Below are 18,427 nucleotides of genomic sequence, written 5' to 3'. Positions count from 1 at the left end.
CAGACTCTATCAGGAATAATTTGCGACTCTATTAAGGCGCGAAACTGACGGCAAGGGCAACCAGCAATAATTTTCGGCTTGGCGGCGGCTTGGACTCCGCCATGCTGCGATGCACACGCAGGGGTGGTGGCCTAACTCGTCATGCGCTTTATACTACAGTAGAATCTGCAATGTTGATTAGTATTTTACTTGATTAATTTAGCAAAGCCAGTGATTCGAAAATCAGTTAAAGCCGTTCCCTCTGCGGCAAAGGACGATTTGCCCAAAACCCGCCGAAAAAAGGCATTACATTTCCTACGGTTGCTAATTATTCGTCACAAACTCGCCATAAAGGGCAAAATTTGGGCAAGGAGGGTTTATTATTTAGTCAATTCCTGACGTGACTATTTCAGCCATATGGGAAATTGTGTGTTGCGCTGCAGCATTTTTTTGGTATCGTGGCATAAACCATCCGTTCAACGTATGGAGCTTTTGCATGAGGGACGTTGCCAAGTCGGCCAATGCGGCATTTTCGCATGTCGGCGTAGATTTTCCGCCACCCATCGGCGGGCTGCTGAAGCGCAGTTTCGATATTTTCGGTTCACTTGTCGGCCTGGTGGCGCTTAGCCCGCTGTTCCTGATGGTGGCCCTTTTGGTCAAGCTTTCCGACGGCGGCTCGATCTTCTACGGCCACAAGCGCATCGGACGCGGTGGGCGGATTTTCCCCTGCCTCAAGTTCCGCACCATGGTCGAAGACGGCGAACGTGTGCTGGCCGCCTATCTCGCGGCCAATCCGGAAGCCAACGCCGAATGGATCGCGACCCGCAAGCTGAAGAACGATCCGCGCGTCACCCGCGTCGGCGCCGTTCTGCGCAAGCTCAGCCTCGACGAGCTGCCGCAGATCATCAACATCCTGCAGGGCGACATGAGCCTTGTCGGGCCTCGCCCGGTGGTGCGCGACGAGCTTGAGATCTACGGCAGCGCCGCGGTCTATTATTTGAAGTCGCGGCCGGGCCTGACCGGGCTCTGGCAGGTCAGCGGACGCAACGATGTCTCCTATGACAGTCGCGTCGCGTTCGACCGTCACTATGTCGAGAACTGGTCGCTGTTCGAAGACGTTCGCATCATCCTCAAGACCGTGCCCGCGGTGTGGATGTCGCGCGGTTCCTACTGACCGACCGCAACTGGTCAGCAATCGGGCCGGCACGGCCCGAAGCCAATCCGGTCCAAAGCTATTCGGCGATGGGCCGGTCTCGCATTGCAGCCATAGTGTTCTGCCAGGTTCCGAAGGAGGCACTCGGCAGCAGGCCTATCGGGCGGGTGGGGCCAAAACGGATCGGAAACGTCAGTTGAAAACAGACATATCAGCGTATTTTCGCCTTGCCGGCCCGATGCGGCCGGCACGGCTCGTCGCCACGTGCCTCGCTCTGTCACTCGCGGTTCCGGCCATGGCCGACGAGTACCGGCTCGGCTCGCAGGACAAGCTCAACATCCGCGTCGCCGAGTGGCAGACGGTGGAAGGCACGTTCCGTGACTGGTCGGCGGTAAACGGCGAATATTCGGTCGGTCCAGCCGGCAATTTGTCGGTGCCGTTCGTCGGCGAACTGCCGGCCGCCGGCAAGACCACGTCAGAGGTTGCGGCCGCGATCAGCGTCGCCCTGCAGCGCAAGCTTGCCTTGTCGGACAAGCCGGAAGCCTCGGTGGAAATGGTGCAGTTCCGGCCGTTCTACATCTCGGGCGAGATCCAGACGCCTGGCCAGTTTCCCTATGTGCCGGAGCTGACCGTGCTCAAGGCGATCAGCATCGCCGGCGGCATCCGGCGCAACGCCGATTTGGGCACCCAGCTCGGCAAGGACCTGATCACCGCCAAGGGCAATTTCGACATTTATGACGACCAGCGCGTGCGGTTGATCGTCAAGCGTGCCCGCATCGATGCCGATCTCGCCGGCAAGGAGAGTTTCGAGGCGCCTAAGGAAGTTGAGGGCGACCCGCGCCTGGCGACAATCGTCGCCGACGAAATGCAGATCCTGATCTCCGACCAGAAAGCGTTGAAGCTGAAGCTGCAGGCGCTTGACGATCTGAAGGGGGTCCTGCAGTCCGAAATCGAGGCGCTGCAGAAAAAGATCGTCAACCAGCAAAAGCAGGTCGACCTGGCGCAGCAGCAGGCGGACAGTATCGGTCCGCTGGCGCAAAAGGGCCTGGTCGCCAACGCACGCCTGCTTTCCTCGCAACAGTCGGTCACCGATCTGCAGGGCAAGATCCTGGACTATGAGACGGCGATCCTCACCGCCAAGCAGTCGGTCAGCAAGGCGACGCAGGATGCCATCGATGCCCAGAACACGTTGAACTCGAGACTTGCCGCCGACCGGCAGCAGGTCGAAGCAGACCTCAACGAAGCCGCACTCAGGGTCAACATGCAACAGGGCCTGATGGCCCAAGCATCGGACCCGGCCACGACCGCCGCCATCACAAACAACAATGAAGAGCCGGCGCTCATCTATTCGCTGGTGCGCGTGACCGAAGGCAAGACCAGCGAGATCGACGCCAAGGAAGATACGCCGGTGCTGCCGGGCGACGTCATCAAGGTGAAGCTGGCGCCGACGGCCAGCCAGTAACCTGTTTGTTTGGAGCAATTCCGGACGGAAAACCGTTTCCCACTTTTCCCGGAATTGCTCTAGCGCTCGGGCTCGCTCGGCGAGGCCCGCGCGATGGAGGCGGGAGGAACCAGTTCGGCTCGTTCGCGCCAGGGTGCGGGCGGGAACTTCCGTTTTTCGACCGCTTGAAGGCATTCCATGCAGCCCGCCGCACCGCGCCACGTCTACCTCAATCTCGATGCCATCCGCGGCGTCGCGGCGATCAGCGTCATGCTCTACCACTTCTCGCCGTTCCTGACCGCCGGCAAGGTGCTGCCGTCGAGCTATCTGGCGGTCGACCTGTTCTTCCTGCTCAGCGGCTTCGTCATCGCGCATGCCTATGACCGCAAGATCGAAAACGGCATGGGCTTCGGCACGTTCCTGGCGATCCGCCTGATACGCCTCTACCCGCTCTACCTCGCCGGCACGCTGCTCGGTTTCTTCTATCTCATCGTCAAGAACCGGCTGATTCCGGCGGAATACATGCCGATCTCCGAGATCGGCACCATGCTGACGACCGGCATGTTCTTCATCCCGCTGGTCAGCGATGCCTATCACACGATCTTTCCGCTCAACCCCGCGTCGTGGTCGCTGTTCTTCGAGCTGATCGTCAACATCGCCTATGTCGCCGTCTTCTTCCTGCTGACGAAACGCGTGCTGACCGTGCTCATCGCCGTCAGCCTGGTGCTGCTGGTCATCGCTTCGATCGTGGCCGGCACCCTCGACTTCGGCATGACCGGCTCGACCATCATCAGCGGCCTGCCGCGCGTCTGTTTCTCGTTCTTCCTGGGCGTGCTGCTTTGCCGGTCCATGACACGCTATCAAAGCGGGCTCGGCTTCCTGCGGCGCGGCTGGTGGGTCGAGGGTGCGATCGCGCTGACGCTCATCGTCTTTGCCATCGCGCCGGCCGGCGGCGCGCGCGTCGCCTACGATCTCGCCTGCGTCGTCTTTGTTTTCCCGGCGCTGGTGGTGGTCGGCACTATTGCGCCGACGGCGCCGCGCCTGTCAGGCCTCTATGGCTGGCTGGGGCGGATTTCCTACCCGATCTACATCATCCACACGCCGCTGCTGATGATCATCGCCGGGGCGGGCAAGGCCGCAGCGATCGACCCGTTCGCGCATCATCCCTGGTTCGGCATCGTCATGGCGGTTTCGGTCATCGTCATCGCCGACATCGCCACGCGCGTCTATGACGAGCCGTTGCGCCGCTTCCTGCAGCGGCTGATGCTGCGCAAGCGCGCCGTCGCCTGAGATAAGCAAGTCAGACGCGCGCCGGCATGCGGCCGTTGGCGGTGTTCTCGTCCGGCACCGGAACATAGGCCCGCCTTGCCCTGGCGAGCGGCACCGGGCGCAGCTTGAACAGGCCGTAATAGACGATGAACGAGGCCATGAAATAGGGGCCGAGGATCTCGACCTCGAAGAAGGAGCGGATCAGCATCATGCCGACCGCGCCGGCGAGCACCACCGAATCGGCGCTCCAGTCACCGAACACCACCTTCGAAACATGGCCCCAGAAGGAGCGCAGGATGATCAGCGCCAGCATCGTCACGCCGATGAAGCCGAGCTCGACCAGCGTCTCGATATAGGTGTTGTGGAAATGGAAGCCGGTGCGGGTGGAGATGTAGAACTCGGCCCAGAGCCGTTCCGGATCGGCAAAACCCTGGATCCAGTAGGCGGCATAGCCATAACCGAGCACCGGACGCTGCTGCGCGGCGGCCCAGCCCTGTTCCCAGAGATAGGTGCGGCCGGTCAGCGTCGAATCCTTGCCGAAGATGCCGAGCACGACATCGAGCAAGCCAAGGTTCAGCGCAGCCATCACACCGCCGACCAGCGCCGTAGCGCCGACGACGAACAGCACGCGGCGGTAGCGGCGTGACAGAACCTTGCTCATGGCAAGCAAGGCAACGACACCGATCACCGCCGGAAGCGAAGCGACTGACGTCGCCGAGTGGGCGATCGCCAGCATATAGACGGACAGCAGGATGATCGGCGCGGTCCAGACGAAGCTCATCCAGTTGCGCCGGTAGAAGGCCAGAAAAGCGAAGCAGAAGAAGATGCCGAGCGAGGCGAAGAAGCCGATCTGGTTCTTGGAGCCGAAGGCGCCGACGAAATTGGTGGTGCCGTCGATAGTGTCGAGCGCATAGGCGCCAACCTTCAGCGAATACAGCAGCACGATGAAGATGCCGATCAGCGAGCCCAGCACCAGCGTGCGCGTGCTGATGGTGCGCGCCGCGATGTAGGCGCACAGCATGTGGGAGAAATATTGCAGCCCCGCCCGCGCGCTGGTGCCGGCCGCTTGCGACCAGAACAGCGACAGACAGACATAGGCCGCAAACAGCAGCGGCAGCCAGGCGCTGGAGAGATCGCGGGCGAAACGCCGGTAGTCGACGAACAGCAGCGGCAGCCATACCAGATAGTAGGCGAGGATCAGGATCTGGCCGAAATTGGTGGAGTAGGCGAAGGCAAAGACCGACACCGCAACGGCGAAGGCGGCATAGGCCTTGTTGTTGTCCGGATCGATCAGAATGGATTTCGGGATCTTCATATCCGTACCGGATTTCTCATGCTGCCGCCTTTCAGCTGGGCTGAAGCGCCCATGGTCGGCTTTTCTGCGTCATGCGCGATCGCCGGAACCTGCCCTTGCCGGATCCCGATCAGCGGGCATCCATTGTGCAGTGCACAATATAACCTCTATCGCCTGTCACTCAATGGTAAATTTGCCGCGAGGGGTAAAGTTGCCGCAGGCAGGGCCAAAACGAACATGCAACCGACAAATGGCGTTAATGCGGCTCGCTCGTTCGAAAATTCAAACTGTGGCCGCTACCACAGCGCTCCGCCGGTGATCTGGATGTTTTCCATGGTGATGCCCTTGGCCAGATCCGAGCACAGGAACACGGCCAGAGCCGCGATTTCCTGCGGCTGCAGCATGCGCTGCTGGGGATTGCCCTTGGCGATCTCGGCCATCGCTTCCTCGGCGGTTCTGCCGTTGCCCTCACGCTCGACCACCTGCGCCACGTTGCGGCGCATCAGTTCGGTCTCGACCCAGGTCGGGCTGATCATGACGCAGGTGACACCGTGCGCGGCGCCTTCCAGCGCCACGCAGCGGGTAAGGCCGAGCAGCCCGGCCTTCGAGGCGCAGTAGGCCGGGTTGTCCTTCCAGCCGACGGAAGCCGCTGTCGAGCCGATGTTGACGATACGGCCCCAGCCGCGCTCGATCATGCCGGGCAGCACAGCTCGGGTGACGCGGAACGCTCCGCTGAGATTGGTGTCGACGATCTTGTTCCACAGCGCGTCGGAATGGCCGCAGACCGGCTGTTCGGCGGTGGTGCCCGCGGCATTGACCAGTATGTCGGCCGGGCCGATGGCGGCCTGCGCGTCAGCCGCAAACCGGTTGGTCACCTCGCTGTCGCGGACATCAAGATGGGCGGCATAAACCCTGGTGCCGTGGGCAGACAGGGCCAACCGCACGCGCTCGATTTCATCTGCGCCGGGATAGTAGGCGGCGTCGGTTCTTTCGGCGCCGGCGGGGGCGATGTAGGAGCCGACCGCTACATTGACGCCGGCTTGCGCCAACGCCGTCGCAATCGCGAAGCCCATGCCGGAAAACCCGCCGGTGACGATCGCGCTGCGGCCGGAAAGGTCTGTCATGGGCAGTGAATCTCCGATACGATGTTTGATGCGATAGTCTTAGACCCAGCCCGGTGACGAGCGCTACCTTGCCTGCAGCGCTGGTCACCACGTCGCTAGAGCGATTTGCCCAGCCACTCGCGATAGAAGCCTTCGAGATCGGGTTCGAAATCATGCACGATCGGATAGCCGGGTGCCGCCGCCTCGACCTCGTGCATGGTGCCGCATTCCGGACAGATGAATTCGCGGATCTCCATCCATTGCGGATCGGGGATATCGCTGTTGGGATAGATCTCGCGCAGCGCTTCCTCGGTGTTTCGCACGTTGATCGCAGCCTTGAGCTTCCAGTTCTTGCGGTAGTCGCCGAAGGAGTGGCCGCATTCGCAACGGGTGATGCGCTCGTCGCCGCTCTGGCAGATGAACAGGTGATCCGAGACCGGCAGCAGGATCGGGTCCTTCCAGGTGACACGGTCCTGATAGACGGCGAGCATCTTGAAGAAGCGGTCGTCGTCCTTGTAGGCGCTCATGATGCGCTTTGTCTGAGGCCAGGGGAGCTTGCCGGCTGAGAGATCGCCGAGGACTTCCTTGCTGTACGAGGTCATGGCTTTGCTCCCGGCATGAAGATCGATCTGGCGTCGACGGTCCAGAAATCGCTGAAATCCCTGGTGAAGCGCGACGACAGCTTGATCGCGCTGGCATACATTTTCTTCACCTCGGGCGCGAAGTCGGCCTTCGCGACACGGCCGCGTTCGGCAGCGATCCAGTCCGAAACCGGGATCGCCTTGGCCAGACGCTCTCTGCGCATGGCGGCACGACGTTCGACGGTGGCGTCGATATCGGCAACCGGATAACCCTCGGCGTCGTCCTTCAGCACGATGCCGAAAATCTGGATCGCCGCCTGGCGGGTGAGAAAACCGTTCTCGACATCCCAGGCGGTCTTGACCGGATCGCGCTCCAGCACGTCGCCGTAACCGCCGCCACCATTGTAGGAATGGCTGAAGATGTCCCCCGACTTGTGCGGCGAGGTGATGTAGGGGCCTTCGACCACGGCATGGTCGCCGCCGATGTTCTTCTCGTAGTCGGAGACATGCGGATCGATACCTGGGGCATGCGCGAGCGGTTCGCCTTTTGCCGCCAGTTCGTGGATGTTGGAGTTGCGCACCGCGCGATGCTTCTGGCAGGTCGGCGCGGGATAACCGCCGCACATGCCGCCATTGTCGAATACCCGCGAGGAGTGTTCCGAGGTGTGCAGTCGCAGGTGCGAGGTCTTGTTGATCAGCCAGGTCGAGACGAAGGAACAGCCGCCGCGATATTTGCCGGCGCCGCCCGAATTGGGCATGATCGAGCGGCCGATATAGACCATCGGCATCGACTGTTCCCAGACCTCAATGTTGCCCATGTCGGATTCCGGATTCCAGCCGACATAGGCGGTGTCGAGGCCATCGGCGATGGCCAGCGCGCCGGAGCCGGCGGCGGCGCATTCGAAATGCGCCATGCCGAACGGCGTACCGTACTGGCTTTCGCCGCCCATCTCGATCATCGGGCTGTTGACCTGGCCGACGAAGGCTTCCTCGACGAAGCCGCGCGCGACGAAGCCGCGCGACAAAAGGCGCTGGAACACGCCATAGGCCGGCAGCAGCAGCGCCCAGGATGTGGCGGTCGCCACCATCTCATTGTCGGGGTTGGTCCAGGTGCCGTGCGGCAGCTTCAGCTCGGTCGCCATCCAGGCGCCGTCATTGACCAGGCCCTCGAAATTCATGTGCTGGGTCAAGGTGACGAACATGCCTCCATCCATGCCGGCCGGCGTGCAGTTCATCGAATGGTAGCCCCAGGGCTGCGTGCCCTCGAAGTCCATGGTGATCTTGCCGTCGGTGGTGATCTCCATCTCGATCGGGATGTTGTAGAGCCAGTCGGGATCGCCAAGCAGCTGGAAGCCGGGCTTGCCCGCCGTGACATGGCCGTAGAAGGTGTGGCCGCGATAGATGCCGGGCACCGTGAGTTGGCGGGTGCGGGCGAGCTGGGCGCGACGGCCCTCCTCGATGAACTCCTTCGACACCTTCATCCAGTAGTCGAGGCCGATGTCGGAGATCAGCTGCTTGACGCTTTCGCGCATGTCGATGCAGGAGGCGACCTTGGCCTTCTCGTCCAGCACCCAGTAGATCGGCATGCGCAGATTGCGCTCGCAGCGGATGACGTAGTCGCGGCGGATCTCGTCATTCTCGCCGATCTTTTCGGCGCAGACGAACAGGCCTTCGGTGAAGCGCTCTTGCGCCAGGCAGACGTCGCCGCCGGGCGTGATGCCGCCGGCCTCGAGCTCATGGCAGACGGCACCTGCCCAGCCGACAAGCGTGCCTTCATGGAAGATCGGCACCACGTCCATGACGTCGGGCACCTGCACGGTGCCGATGAAGGCATCGTTGTTGGCAAAGATGTCGCCTTCGCGGATCTTCGGGTTTTCCTCGTAATTGTTCTCGATCATCCATTTGATGAAGCGGCTCATCGTGTGGACGTGGACCATGATGCCGTTGGACAGCGCGATCGCATCGCCCTCGGGCGTATAGATCGCCACCACCATTTCGCCGACTTCGCGCACGCCGGGCGAGGCCGAGATGCGGCGGGCCATTTCGCGGGCCGAGACGCAATAGGCGCGCAGCTTGGTGTGCAGCGTCTCGAACTTCAGCGGGTCCTGGTTGCGTAGCGTGAGCTCGGTGATGCCGTCATAGCAGCCGGTCTCTTCCATCAGCCGTTCTGAATCGAGCAATCGTTCGCGAAGGCGCAGGGCCGAGGCAGGTTTGTCCAACATGGCGATCGCCCTCTCAAGCGTGGGTGTAGTGCAGCAGCGTCCACTCATCGACATGGACACGGTCCTGCGGATGAACGACGAGCGTCGTGGCGGGATGTTCGATGATGGCCGGACCGATCACCTCATGGCCGGGCTGCAGGAGATCCATCTCGTAGAGATTGGCCTTGTGCCAGCGGCCATCGATATAGGCCTCGCGCACACCCTTGTGGGCGGCCGCCGGGTCCGATCTGCCGAGCGGGCGCTTGAGCAGCACCGGCTTGACCTTGTCGGCGGTGGCGATCAATCCGAGCTCGGTGATGGTGAAGCCGGCTTCGCCATAGCGCGAAACGCGATGGTTGACCTTGGCGTAGACCGCCTCGAACTCGTCGATGAACCTACGCATGTCGTCAGCCGAATTGACCTCGGCAAGCGGTGCCATGACCTCGACATCCTCGAGCTGGCCGGTGTAGCGCATCATCAGGAACGGCACGGTCTTGATCTTGTCTCTGATATGGCCGTCGCTGATCATCTCGTCGACCGCCGCCTTGGTGAGATCATTCCAGACGTCGGTGACCTTCTTGCCGAAAGCGAGCAGCTCGTCATCGCTTGCGCGGGCGCCGATGTCGTGCTGCGTCGAGACCGAATGCCGACGCATGAAATCGGCGGTGGTGCAGCCGAAGGCCGACAAGGCGGCGGCAAACTGGAAGGTGATGATGTCCTTGAAGCCGATGCCCCTGGAGCAGCCGGCCAGATGCAGCGGACCCGAGCCGCCATAGGACAGCAGCGTGAATTCCGAGGGATGGATGCCCTGGCCGGAGATGACCCGGCGCAGCGCGTTGTTGGCATCGGCTTCCAGCATGTCGATCATGCCTTCGGCAGCCTCCTCGACACCGACGCCAAGGATGCTGGAGCATTTTTCCTCAAACGCTTTGCGCGCCTTCTCGACCTGCAAGACGACCTTGCCGCCGAGGAAATAATACGGGTTGAGGCGGCCTAGTATGGCGTCGCAATCGGCGATGGTGGGTTCAGTGCCGCCCTTGGCGAAGCAGATGGGGCCGGGGTCGGAACCGGCGCTTTCCGGCCCGAGCGAGACTTTCTTGGTCAGCGGGTCGACCTTGAGGATCATGCCGGCGCCGGCGCCGATCGTGTCGAGATGCAGGGTCGGCACGTTGAGCTTGAAACGGTCCATCAGCGGCTCGTTCTCGATCCGCGTCTTGCCGCGCGAGATGACGCCCATGTCGAAGGAGGTGCCGCCCATGTCCGAGCAGATCAGGGAGTCGTTGCCGATGAGCTTGCCGACATAGGCCGCGCCGAGAATACCGCCGATCGGGCCGGAAATCATGGTTTCGTGCAGGCGCGGATGGTTGATTGAGGTCAGGCCGCCAAAGGACAGCAGCGTCTGCACGCCGTATTTGAAGCCGTATTTTTTCGAAACGTCCTCGATACCCCTAAGCTGCTTGCGGCCGCGCGACGTCGCGTAGGCTTCGATCAGCACCGAGTTCAGACGCGACTGTTCGCGGATGACCGGGCGGACCTCGTGGCTGGTGTAGATGAGGATGTCGGCGCCGGCTTTCAGCACCTCCTCGCGGCATATCTCGGCGATGCGCTTTTCGTGCACCGGATTGACGTGCGAGAAGATGGTCATGATGCAGATCGCCTCGACCTTGTCGGCAATCAGCTTCCTGGCCGCAATCGCGACTTCATGCTCGTAGAGCGGCAGCACGATGTCGCCGAACTGGTCGATGCGCTCGGTGACGCCATGGGTGCGACGGCGCGGCACCAGCGGATCGGGATGATGGTGGGTCACCGCATGCAGCCGGTCGGCATAGGAATAGTCGGCCCAGGCCTGCAGGCCGCGACCCATCAGGATCATGTCTTCCAGACCCTTGGTGGTGATCAGGCCAAGCCGGCGCCCGGTGCGCGACAACAGTGTGTTGAGCATGCCGGTGCCGGAATAGAGCACGACGTTGACGCCGGAGAACAGCTGCTCCAGCGAGATGCCCCAGGCGTCGGCCGCGTCTTCGGCCGATGCGAGGAAGCCTTCGGCCTCGTTCTTCGGCGTGGTTGCCGACTTGCCGATCTTGAAGTGGCCGTCCTGGTCGACAAGGATCGTGTCGGTCATGGTGCCGCCGGCGTCGATGCCGATGACGATTGGATTGCCGACGATGGGGCTGGTGAGGTTGGGTTGGGTCACGGTCGCCTCAGGATTGCTGTAGGATGGCTCAAGCTAGATTCCTTGGGCGGCCTTGCGCCATATGCCAAAAGACACAATGTCCGCCGGACCGGGATCGCCGAGAAAAGGGCATGCGCATGGGCAATATCTGGGGGCCGCTCGCCAGGGCGATTGCCGCCACCGGTACGGACAGGCATGTCGACTGCCTGATTGACCTGATCGGCGCCGACATCGAGCACGATCTCGTCACCGTGACCCGATATTCGGCGACGCAGACGCCGGAATTCATCAAGCACCGGCGCTTCTCCGACGAGATGGTCCGGCGCTATCTCGACAATTACTACGTCTTCGACCCGTTCTATGCCTCGTGGCGGCGTGAACGCCGGCTGGGCATCCTGCCGCTGAAGCGGCTTGCCAACGACGAGGCCAAGCGCGGCCAGTACATAGCGGGCTTCCTGGCGCAGTCGGAAATCTGCGACGAGGTCGGCATCATGCTGGCCGATGGCGGCGACTGGTGCCTCGGCATCTTCCTCGACCGCTCGACCTCCACCTTCAAGGAGAGCGAGATTGCCCTGCTGGACGAGCGGCTGCCGGTGTTCGAGGCGCTGCATGCACTCGACATTGAGGCGCGGGGGACGGAATTCTCCCGCACATCGGCGCCGACCGGCCCCGGCGCCTCGCCCCGGCAGGAGCCGACCATCCCGGCGAGCCTGTGGCCGGAGCTGTCCCTGCGCGAGCGGGAATTGGTGCAGTTGATCCTGGCGGGACATCCGACCGCCAACATCGCGGAACGGCTCGGCATCGCCGTCGGCACGGTGAAGAACCACCGCCGCCGCATCTACGAGAAGCTCGACATAACCACCGAACGGGAGCTGTTTTTGCAGTTCTTCCAGCATCGGGCAGACGGTTAGTCCGCCATCGATATGGCCGTCAGTCGTGCAATTGCTTGGAAATCGGCGGGCCGACAGTAAAGCCGGAGAATGTTACCTCAAACCCTTCGCGCTGCGGCGAGCAGCACATCATGCCGACATCGACGGATTTGGAGATCGGGAAATAAGCCAGCCGCACCGGCTTCCACTTGCCATCGGTGGTATCAAGATATTGGATGCGGATCGCCTCGGCATGGCGGGTCAGCCGGATGCGCACGCCGTCGGGGCCGGTGGGAATGCTGAGCAGCGACCAGTCCGAGGTGTCGTTGGTGACCACAACCGAAAAGTAAGCCAGCCCGTCGGTGTATTCGATGCCGGCCTTGATCCAGTGCGTTTCACTCAGCCGCAGCATCAGCCCGGCCTGGTCGTAGAGCACCTTGTAGTCGCCCTTGACGGTGACTTCGGCGCTGAAGTCACCCTCAACCGGGCGATAGAGGAAATGGCCATTGTCACGCCAGAAGCCGTAAAAGGTTTCGCGCCAGAAGTCGGTTTCCCCGCCGGTGCGCACATGCACGATGCCATTACCGAAAGCATGGTGCGGCGGCGGGTTGAGCCAGGTCAGTTCCTCTTTCGCCGCTGTCATCGGTTCACCCGTCGATTAGCCGGCAAAGGTGTAGGCTGTCTTCACCGTAGTGTAGAACTCCGCGGCATAGCGGCCCTGCTCGCGCGGGCCGTAGCTCGATCCCTTGCGGCCACCGAACGGGACGTGGAAATCGACGCCGGCGGTCGGCAGATTGACCATCACCATGCCGGCCTCGGAATTGCGCCGGAAATGCGTGGCATGCTTGAGGCTAGAGGTGCAGATGCCGGAGGTCAGGCCGAAGGGGGTGTCATTGGCAACCGCAAGCGCCTCGTCATAGTCCTTGACGCGAATGACGTTGGCGACCGGCCCGAAGATTTCTTCCCGCGAAATGCGCATGGCGTTGGTGCTCTCGGTGAACAGCGCCGGCCTGAGATAGAAGCCGGGTGTTTCGCGGTCCAGCCGCTCGCCGCCGAAGGCGAGGTTGGCGCCTTCCTGGCTGCCGATGGCGATATAGTCCTCGTCCTGCTTCAGCTGGCTCGCATCGACGACGGGCCCGATCTGGGTCTTGGCATCGAGCGCATCGCCGATGACGAGTTTTTCCAGGCGCTCCTTGAGCGCGGCAACGAAGCGGTCATGAATGCCTTCGGTCACCACCAGGCGCGACGAGGCCGTGCAGCGCTGGCCAGTCGAGAAATAGGCGCCGTTGATGGCGCACTCGACCGCCGTGGCGAGGCCGGCGTCGTCGAGCACGACCATCGGATTCTTGCCGCCCATTTCGAGCTGGAACTTGCGCATGTGCTCGACGCTTGCCGCGGCCACGCGTTTGCCGGTGCCGACCGAGCCGGTGAAGGTGATGGCGTTGAGGTTGGGGCTGTCGAGCATGGCCTGGCCGACCACCGAGCCCTTGCCCATGACCAAATTGAGCACGCCTTTCGGCAGGCCGGCGCGGTGCAAGATGTCGACGATGGTCCAGGCGCTTTCGGGAACGAGTTCGGCCGGCTTGAAGACGATGGTGTTGCCGTGGGCGAGCGCCGGCGCGATCTTCCAGGTGGGAATGGCGATCGGGAAATTCCACGGCGTAATGATGCCGACGACGCCAACGGCCTCGCGGGTGATCTCGACGCCGACGCCCGGGCGCACGCTGGGCACCAATTCACCCGACAGGCGCAGCGTCTCGCCGGCGAAGAAGTCGAAGATCTGGGCGGCGCGGATGGTCTCGCCAATGCCCTCGGCCAGCGTCTTGCCCTCTTCGCGCGACAGCGCGCGGCCGATCTCGTCCTTGCGCGCCATGATCTCGTCCGAGGCCTTTTTCAGCACGGCGTGGCGCACCAGCGGCGCCGAACGCGACCAGGCCGGGAAGGCGGCTTTGGCCGCCGCTATGGCCTGCTTTGCCTGTTCGGCGCCGGCCGAGGCATATTCGCCAACGACATCGCCAGTGTTCGAGGGATTGATGTTGCGCGAGCCGGCCTCGCCTACCCACTCGCCATCGATCAGATTTTTACGAAACAGGCTCATGTCGCGGTTTCCTTGTATTGGTTCGCTGGGGTGCCGTATGCCTGAATCATTTATCAGACAAATGACGACACTGTGAGGGCTGAAATCTAGCTGCGGACTGGATAGCCGATGGCGCGCGGCTATGAAAGCCGCGACCTCAAGACGGACAATATAAAGCGGCCCTGTCAGGTCGGAAAAGTCCAGAACAGGCAAGCCAGCGTCGCCGCGGCGAAGATGACGAAGAACAGGCTCCTGAGCAGGATGTTGCGGCGCAGCTCGTTCATGGTGAAATGGCTGCCAACGATGGCCGCGGCGAACAGGAAACGCCAGTTCAGGAGCGCCCACAGCACGCTGCTCTGGCCGAAAGCCCAGCGGGCGACGAGACAGCCGACAATTGTGGCGAACAGGGCAATCACCGCCCAGAACAGCGCATCCGCAGCATGGGTCAAGACGATGCCGGCGGCGCGGATCGGCAGGATCATCATCAGCATGGCGCCGAAAAAATAGACGGCGGCGAGTGGCAGGAACGACCCGGCATCGGCGATGCCGTCCAGCCGCCTCACCCCGATCGCGCCATAGGGATAGCCGTGCCTGGCGACCGCCAGGCTGAGCGCCATGAGCAATGCGGTGAGCACCGCGACCAATGCGAATGTAATGAGGGCCTTGCTCATGCCGTTCCTTGCTTTGAGGCCCTGTCAGAGCCGAATCACGAGGAACGATTTTAGCGCACGGTCCGCGATTGCGCGTCAGCTTTGCTGAGCGTTCCGCTCTTCACCGGTCGCTGTTTTCGAAGGCCCCCATGCCTTGCGCGATCAGATTGGTTGCCATGACAAGCGAAACGATGGCTGCGGAGTTGAAGATCACCACCCACCATTTGCCGCCGGTCAGGAAGCCGTAGCCGTCGGCGACCGCCAGTCCCCAATCGGCTGAGGGAGGCTGGATGCCGAGGCCGAGGAAGCTCAGCGTGGCGATCGAAAAGAAGGCGTAGCCAAGCCTTGTGACCAGCTCGATGAGGATGGTTTCCCTGACATTAGGCAGGATCTCGAGGAACATGATGGAAAGAGCGCTCTCGCCGCCGAGACGAGCGGCGCTGACATAGTCGCGTTCGCGCTGCTCGCGCACGGCGGCACGCACCGTCCGTGCCACCAGCGGGGCATAGGCGATGCCGATCACAAGGATGACGGTGAGGTTCGATGGCCCAAGCGCGACCAGCGCCATGGTGACGAGGACGATGAAGGGAAAGGCCATCAGCGTGTCGAGCAGCCTGGCGCCGATGGCGTCGATCAGCCCGTCGAAATAGCCGAGCACGAGGCCAAGCACGCTGCCGGCGGCAACGCCGAGCAGTGTTGCTGCCGGCGCGACCAGCAGGATGTCACGCGAGCCGACGACGATGCGCGACAGCACGTCGCGGCCAAGTTGGTCGGTGCCGAACCAGTGCGCGGCATCAGGCGGCGCCAGCATGACGAGGAAATCCTCGGCATAGGGATCGTAGGGCACAAACAGGCTGCCTAACACGGCGCAGCCGACCCAGAACAGCAGGATCAGCGATCCAACGATCACCAAAGGCGGCAGCTGCGAAACAGTCTCGCGGATGCGACTTGCTGCCCGCCAGCCCAGCGTACGGCGCTCCGGCAATTCCATCAGTTCCATCATGGCGAAACACGGCGGCGCTGCCGCGGATCGAGCAAGGCATTCACGAGATCGCCTGCCGCGGCCGACAGCACGAAGATGGTCGCCATGACCAGCACGCCGGCTTCGAGCATCGGGAAGTCACGCGACTTGGCGGCGTTGAGCACCAGATTGCCGAGACCCTGTATGCCGAACAGCGCTTCGATCACCACCAGCCCGCCAAGCATGTAACCGGTCTGCGTCGCCAGCACGGCGATGGTCGGCGTCAGCGCATTACGCAGCACGTGCCGGATGAGGATTTCGCGACGCTCAAGGCCTTTCAGGACGGCGGTGCGCGTATAGTCGGCGGCCAGCGCCTCGATCACACCGGCCCGCGTCATGCGGGCGATGTAGCCGGCAAGGTTCAGCACCAGCGGCAGCGCCGGCAGGATCAGATAATAGCCACTGACCCACAGCCCGGCGCCATCGGGAGCAGCGCCGGTGATCGGGAACCAGTTCAGCCACAGGCCGAAGACGATGAGCAACAGCAGGCCGGAGACGAAGTCCGGGACGATGCCGAAGGACACGCCGGCGAGTACGATCAGGCGGTCGACAAAGCGGCCCTGGTTGAGACCGGCGACGATGCCGGCGCCGATGCCCAGCGGCAACAGAAAGACGAGGATAATTCCGGCAAGGGCCGCCGAGCGCTTGAGGCTTTCCAGAACGAAGGGCGCCACCGGCAAACGCAACGACAGGGAGGTGCCGAAGTCGCCTGACAGCACGCTGCTGAACCAGTGCCAGTATTGCACGAGCACCGGCTGGTCGGCGCCGAGCTGCCTGTTCAGCGCCGCGACGGCCTCGGCATCGGCGAACGGCCCGAGCATGAGGCGGGCGACATCGCCGGGCAGAACCTGCCCGGCGAAGAACACCAGCATGCTGACCAGCCACAGCGTGAGCAGAAGCGAGGCTGCCCGCACCGACACAGTGCGGCCGGTCAGCATCGGATTCCGGTGCCCGGAGTGGCTGGACGTCTCGCAATCATGCCTGGGCGAACGTCACGCGATCGAGCAGCAGATGCGAGATTGCCGTGAAGCGGACGCCCTCGACCTTCGACGAGACGATGCGGCTGTATTGCGAGAAGTAGCTGATGATCAGCGGCGTCTCGTCCAGCAGCAAGGTCTGGATCTTGCCCGCGGCAAGGCGTTGCGCCTGAAGGTCGCGGGCCTTGCCGTATTCGAGCAGCAGCCCGTCATAGGCCGGGTTGTTGAAATGCGCGGCGTTCCAGGCGCCCGAACTCTTCAGCGTCGCGTTGAGGAAGATGTCGGGCGTGCCGCGATGGCCAAAATCGGTAATGCCGAGATTGGAATCGAGCCATGGCGACGAGCCGAACTTCGCCGAGCCATAATAGGCGTCCTGCGGCAGCACGTTGAGCTTGATGTCGATGCCGGCCTTCTTGGCAAAATTCTGGATCAGCACGGCATAATCGGGAATGTCATAGGCGCGCTCGGTGGTCAGCGTCACCGGGAAGCCGTTCGGCACGCCGGCCTCGCCAAGCAGGCGCTTGGCCTCGGCGATGTCCTGCTTGCGCTGCGGTACCGACGGATCGGCCGAGGGGAAGATCGGCGCGAACGGGGTGTCGTTGCCGATGATGGCGCGGCCCTTGAGCAAGCCCTTGACCACCGCCTCGCGGTCGATGGTGAGCGCCAAGGCGCGGCGGATGCGCTTGTCGGTGAACGGCGCCTGGTCGGTCCTCAGATGCACCTCGTCATGCGAACTTGCCTGCACGCTGAGCAGCTTGAAGTTGGGATTGCCCTCGATCGCCAATTCCAGCCGGGTCGTGCTCGGGATGACGTCGAGCTGGCCGGCCTGCAGCGCCAGCACCTGCGCCTGCTCGTCGTCGAAGAACTTGATTTCGACGCGGTCGGGCAGCGCCTTGTCGCCCCAATAGTCAGGGTTGCGCACGAAGCTGGCGCCCTGCTTGGGGCGGAAGGATTCGAGCTTGAACGGGCCGGTGCCGTTGAAATTCTTCTCGAAATCGCCGGCATAGTCGGCCGGCAGGATGACGGCATTGTAGACGTCGGACGAGACATAGAAGGGGAAGTTGCTGTTGGGCCCGTCGAGATCGAAGGCGACTGTCTGGTCGTCGACGACCTTGGCGCCGCCCTTGGACAGGATGCCCTTATAGGCCGACAAAGCGGACGAACCGCTGGCCGGATCGACCAGCCGCTCGAAGCTCGCCACCACATCCTTGGCGGTGACGGTGCGGCCGTCGTGGAATTTCACGCCCGGCCGCAATTTGAAGGTCCAGCGGCTGGCGGTCTCGTCGGCCTCCCACGACAGAGCGAGCTTGGGCTGCAGACCGTCCTTGGGATCGTCGAGGATGAGATATTCGCCGACCTGGCTGATGACGCCGATGCTGGCCGGATCGGTGATGGAGACGGGATCGATCGCCTTGGTCGGCTGTCCGAGCCCAACGCGGACCGTGCCGCCGGCGCCGGCAGCGCGCGCCGTGCCGAAACCAGCAAGTCCCTGCGAGGCGGCAAAGCCGGTGAGGCCGATCAAGGCTGCGTATTTCAGCAGATCGCGGCGCTTGAGGAAGCCGGCCTGGTGCTCATCGACGGCGACGTTCCAGATGTCGCCGGACAGATTGCGAAGCGTATCGATGTTGCGTTTGGTCAT

At 62.8% G+C, this 18,427-nt stretch carries 15 protein-coding genes; 4 read left to right on the top strand and 11 right to left on the bottom strand.

Annotation, left to right across the window (positions count from 1 at the left end; genetic code table 11):
* The first annotated feature begins 475 nt into the window (after positions 1 to 475).
* The 3 genes from NKJ76_RS08660 (at position 476) to NKJ76_RS08650 (ending at position 3,863) form a co-directional block, all read left to right on the top strand.
* Positions 476 to 1,153 carry a sugar transferase gene (locus NKJ76_RS08660; RefSeq protein ID WP_023668816.1) on the top strand — a complete coding sequence of 226 codons (678 nt, stop codon included), beginning with the start codon at positions 476 to 478 and terminating at the stop codon, positions 1,151 to 1,153.
* A gap of 217 nt (positions 1,154 to 1,370) precedes the next feature.
* On the top strand, positions 1,371 to 2,594 hold the full coding sequence (locus NKJ76_RS08655) for a polysaccharide biosynthesis/export family protein (RefSeq protein ID WP_352537336.1): 1,224 nt from the start codon (positions 1,371 to 1,373) through the stop codon (positions 2,592 to 2,594).
* Between the two features lie 177 nt (positions 2,595 to 2,771).
* Complete coding sequence (locus NKJ76_RS08650; RefSeq protein WP_352537215.1) at positions 2,772 to 3,863, top strand: acyltransferase family protein; 1,092 nt, start codon at positions 2,772 to 2,774, stop codon at positions 3,861 to 3,863.
* A gap of 10 nt (positions 3,864 to 3,873) precedes the next feature.
* Here NKJ76_RS08650 and NKJ76_RS08645 read toward each other — a convergent pair whose 3' ends face one another.
* The 5 genes from NKJ76_RS08645 to NKJ76_RS08625 form a co-directional block, all read right to left on the bottom strand.
* Positions 3,874 to 5,157, bottom strand: a complete 1,284-nt coding sequence (locus NKJ76_RS08645) for an O-antigen ligase family protein (protein WP_023689977.1) — start codon at positions 5,155 to 5,157, stop codon at positions 3,874 to 3,876.
* 275 nt (positions 5,158 to 5,432) lie between these two features.
* Entirely contained in the window at positions 5,433 to 6,260 is an 828-nt protein-coding gene (locus NKJ76_RS08640) for an SDR family NAD(P)-dependent oxidoreductase (RefSeq protein WP_023745195.1), read from the bottom strand.
* Between the two features lie 95 nt (positions 6,261 to 6,355).
* The gene (locus tag NKJ76_RS08635) at positions 6,356 to 6,841 is read right to left on the bottom strand and encodes an acetone carboxylase subunit gamma (protein WP_352537214.1); all 486 of its coding nucleotides are present in this window, start codon (positions 6,839 to 6,841) and stop codon (positions 6,356 to 6,358) included.
* The gene (locus NKJ76_RS08630) at positions 6,838 to 9,042 is read right to left on the bottom strand and encodes a hydantoinase B/oxoprolinase family protein (protein ID WP_352537213.1); all 2,205 of its coding nucleotides are present in this window, start codon (positions 9,040 to 9,042) and stop codon (positions 6,838 to 6,840) included. The genes NKJ76_RS08635 and NKJ76_RS08630 overlap by 4 nt, the downstream gene beginning before the upstream one ends.
* Before the next feature lie 13 nt (positions 9,043 to 9,055).
* The gene (locus tag NKJ76_RS08625; RefSeq protein WP_352537212.1) at positions 9,056 to 11,215 is read right to left on the bottom strand and encodes a hydantoinase/oxoprolinase family protein; all 2,160 of its coding nucleotides are present in this window, start codon (positions 11,213 to 11,215) and stop codon (positions 9,056 to 9,058) included.
* 110 nt (positions 11,216 to 11,325) lie between these two features.
* Between NKJ76_RS08625 and NKJ76_RS08620 the strand changes: the two genes are divergently transcribed.
* Positions 11,326 to 12,105 carry a helix-turn-helix transcriptional regulator gene (locus tag NKJ76_RS08620; RefSeq protein WP_352537211.1) on the top strand — a complete coding sequence of 260 codons (780 nt, stop codon included), beginning with the start codon at positions 11,326 to 11,328 and terminating at the stop codon, positions 12,103 to 12,105.
* 19 nt (positions 12,106 to 12,124) lie between these two features.
* On the opposite strand, the gene NKJ76_RS08615 is transcribed toward NKJ76_RS08620, so the two are convergent.
* The 6 genes from NKJ76_RS08615 to NKJ76_RS08590 form a co-directional block, all read right to left on the bottom strand.
* Positions 12,125 to 12,706, bottom strand: a complete 582-nt coding sequence (locus NKJ76_RS08615) for a DUF1349 domain-containing protein (RefSeq protein WP_023746610.1) — start codon at positions 12,704 to 12,706, stop codon at positions 12,125 to 12,127.
* 15 nt (positions 12,707 to 12,721) lie between these two features.
* A complete protein-coding gene (locus NKJ76_RS08610; protein WP_352537210.1) occupies positions 12,722 to 14,161 on the bottom strand; it encodes an aldehyde dehydrogenase family protein in 1,440 nt (479 codons plus the stop codon).
* 164 nt (positions 14,162 to 14,325) lie between these two features.
* Positions 14,326 to 14,811, bottom strand: coding sequence for a hypothetical protein (locus tag NKJ76_RS08605; protein WP_023694218.1), 486 nt, complete (start codon positions 14,809 to 14,811; stop codon positions 14,326 to 14,328).
* 100 nt (positions 14,812 to 14,911) lie between these two features.
* Positions 14,912 to 15,793, bottom strand: coding sequence for an ABC transporter permease (locus NKJ76_RS08600; protein ID WP_352537209.1), 882 nt, complete (start codon positions 15,791 to 15,793; stop codon positions 14,912 to 14,914).
* A complete protein-coding gene (locus NKJ76_RS08595; protein WP_031196280.1) occupies positions 15,790 to 16,749 on the bottom strand; it encodes an ABC transporter permease in 960 nt (319 codons plus the stop codon). The genes NKJ76_RS08600 and NKJ76_RS08595 overlap by 4 nt, the downstream gene beginning before the upstream one ends.
* A 37-nt stretch (positions 16,750 to 16,786) precedes the next feature.
* Positions 16,787 to 18,427 (bottom strand): ABC transporter substrate-binding protein, encoded by a 1,641-nt coding sequence (locus NKJ76_RS08590; protein ID WP_352537208.1) that lies wholly within the window; start codon positions 18,425 to 18,427, stop codon positions 16,787 to 16,789.

This window comes from Mesorhizobium sp. M0029, assembly GCF_040323735.1.
Classification (GTDB): domain Bacteria; phylum Pseudomonadota; class Alphaproteobacteria; order Rhizobiales; family Rhizobiaceae; genus Mesorhizobium.
The sequence above is the reverse complement of the archived record's forward strand: the minus strand, read 5'-3'. Positions and strand labels throughout refer to the sequence as shown.

Excerpts from the sequence above, each read along its gene's own strand:
- NKJ76_RS08655 (WP_352537336.1), top strand. The coding sequence starts at position 1,371 with ATGCGGCCGGCACGGCTCGTCGCCACGTGCCTCGCTCTGTCACTCGCG.
- NKJ76_RS08600 (WP_352537209.1), bottom strand. The coding sequence starts at position 15,793 with ATGATGGAACTGATGGAATTGCCGGAGCGCCGTACGCTGGGCTGGCGG.
- NKJ76_RS08605 (WP_023694218.1), bottom strand. The coding sequence starts at position 14,811 with ATGAGCAAGGCCCTCATTACATTCGCATTGGTCGCGGTGCTCACCGCA.
- NKJ76_RS08640 (WP_023745195.1), bottom strand. The coding sequence starts at position 6,260 with ATGACAGACCTTTCCGGCCGCAGCGCGATCGTCACCGGCGGGTTTTCC.
- NKJ76_RS08595 (WP_031196280.1), bottom strand. The coding sequence starts at position 16,749 with ATGCTGACCGGCCGCACTGTGTCGGTGCGGGCAGCCTCGCTTCTGCTC.
- NKJ76_RS08650 (WP_352537215.1), top strand. The coding sequence starts at position 2,772 with ATGCAGCCCGCCGCACCGCGCCACGTCTACCTCAATCTCGATGCCATC.
- NKJ76_RS08615 (WP_023746610.1), bottom strand. The coding sequence starts at position 12,706 with ATGACAGCGGCGAAAGAGGAACTGACCTGGCTCAACCCGCCGCCGCAC.
- NKJ76_RS08610 (WP_352537210.1), bottom strand. The coding sequence starts at position 14,161 with ATGAGCCTGTTTCGTAAAAATCTGATCGATGGCGAGTGGGTAGGCGAG.
- NKJ76_RS08645 (WP_023689977.1), bottom strand. The coding sequence starts at position 5,157 with ATGAAGATCCCGAAATCCATTCTGATCGATCCGGACAACAACAAGGCC.
- NKJ76_RS08620 (WP_352537211.1), top strand. The coding sequence starts at position 11,326 with ATGCGCATGGGCAATATCTGGGGGCCGCTCGCCAGGGCGATTGCCGCC.
- NKJ76_RS08590 (WP_352537208.1), bottom strand. The coding sequence starts at position 18,427 with ATGACCAAACGCAACATCGATACGCTTCGCAATCTGTCCGGCGACATC.
- NKJ76_RS08660 (WP_023668816.1), top strand. The coding sequence starts at position 476 with ATGAGGGACGTTGCCAAGTCGGCCAATGCGGCATTTTCGCATGTCGGC.
- NKJ76_RS08630 (WP_352537213.1), bottom strand. The coding sequence starts at position 9,042 with ATGTTGGACAAACCTGCCTCGGCCCTGCGCCTTCGCGAACGATTGCTC.
- NKJ76_RS08635 (WP_352537214.1), bottom strand. The coding sequence starts at position 6,841 with ATGACCTCGTACAGCAAGGAAGTCCTCGGCGATCTCTCAGCCGGCAAG.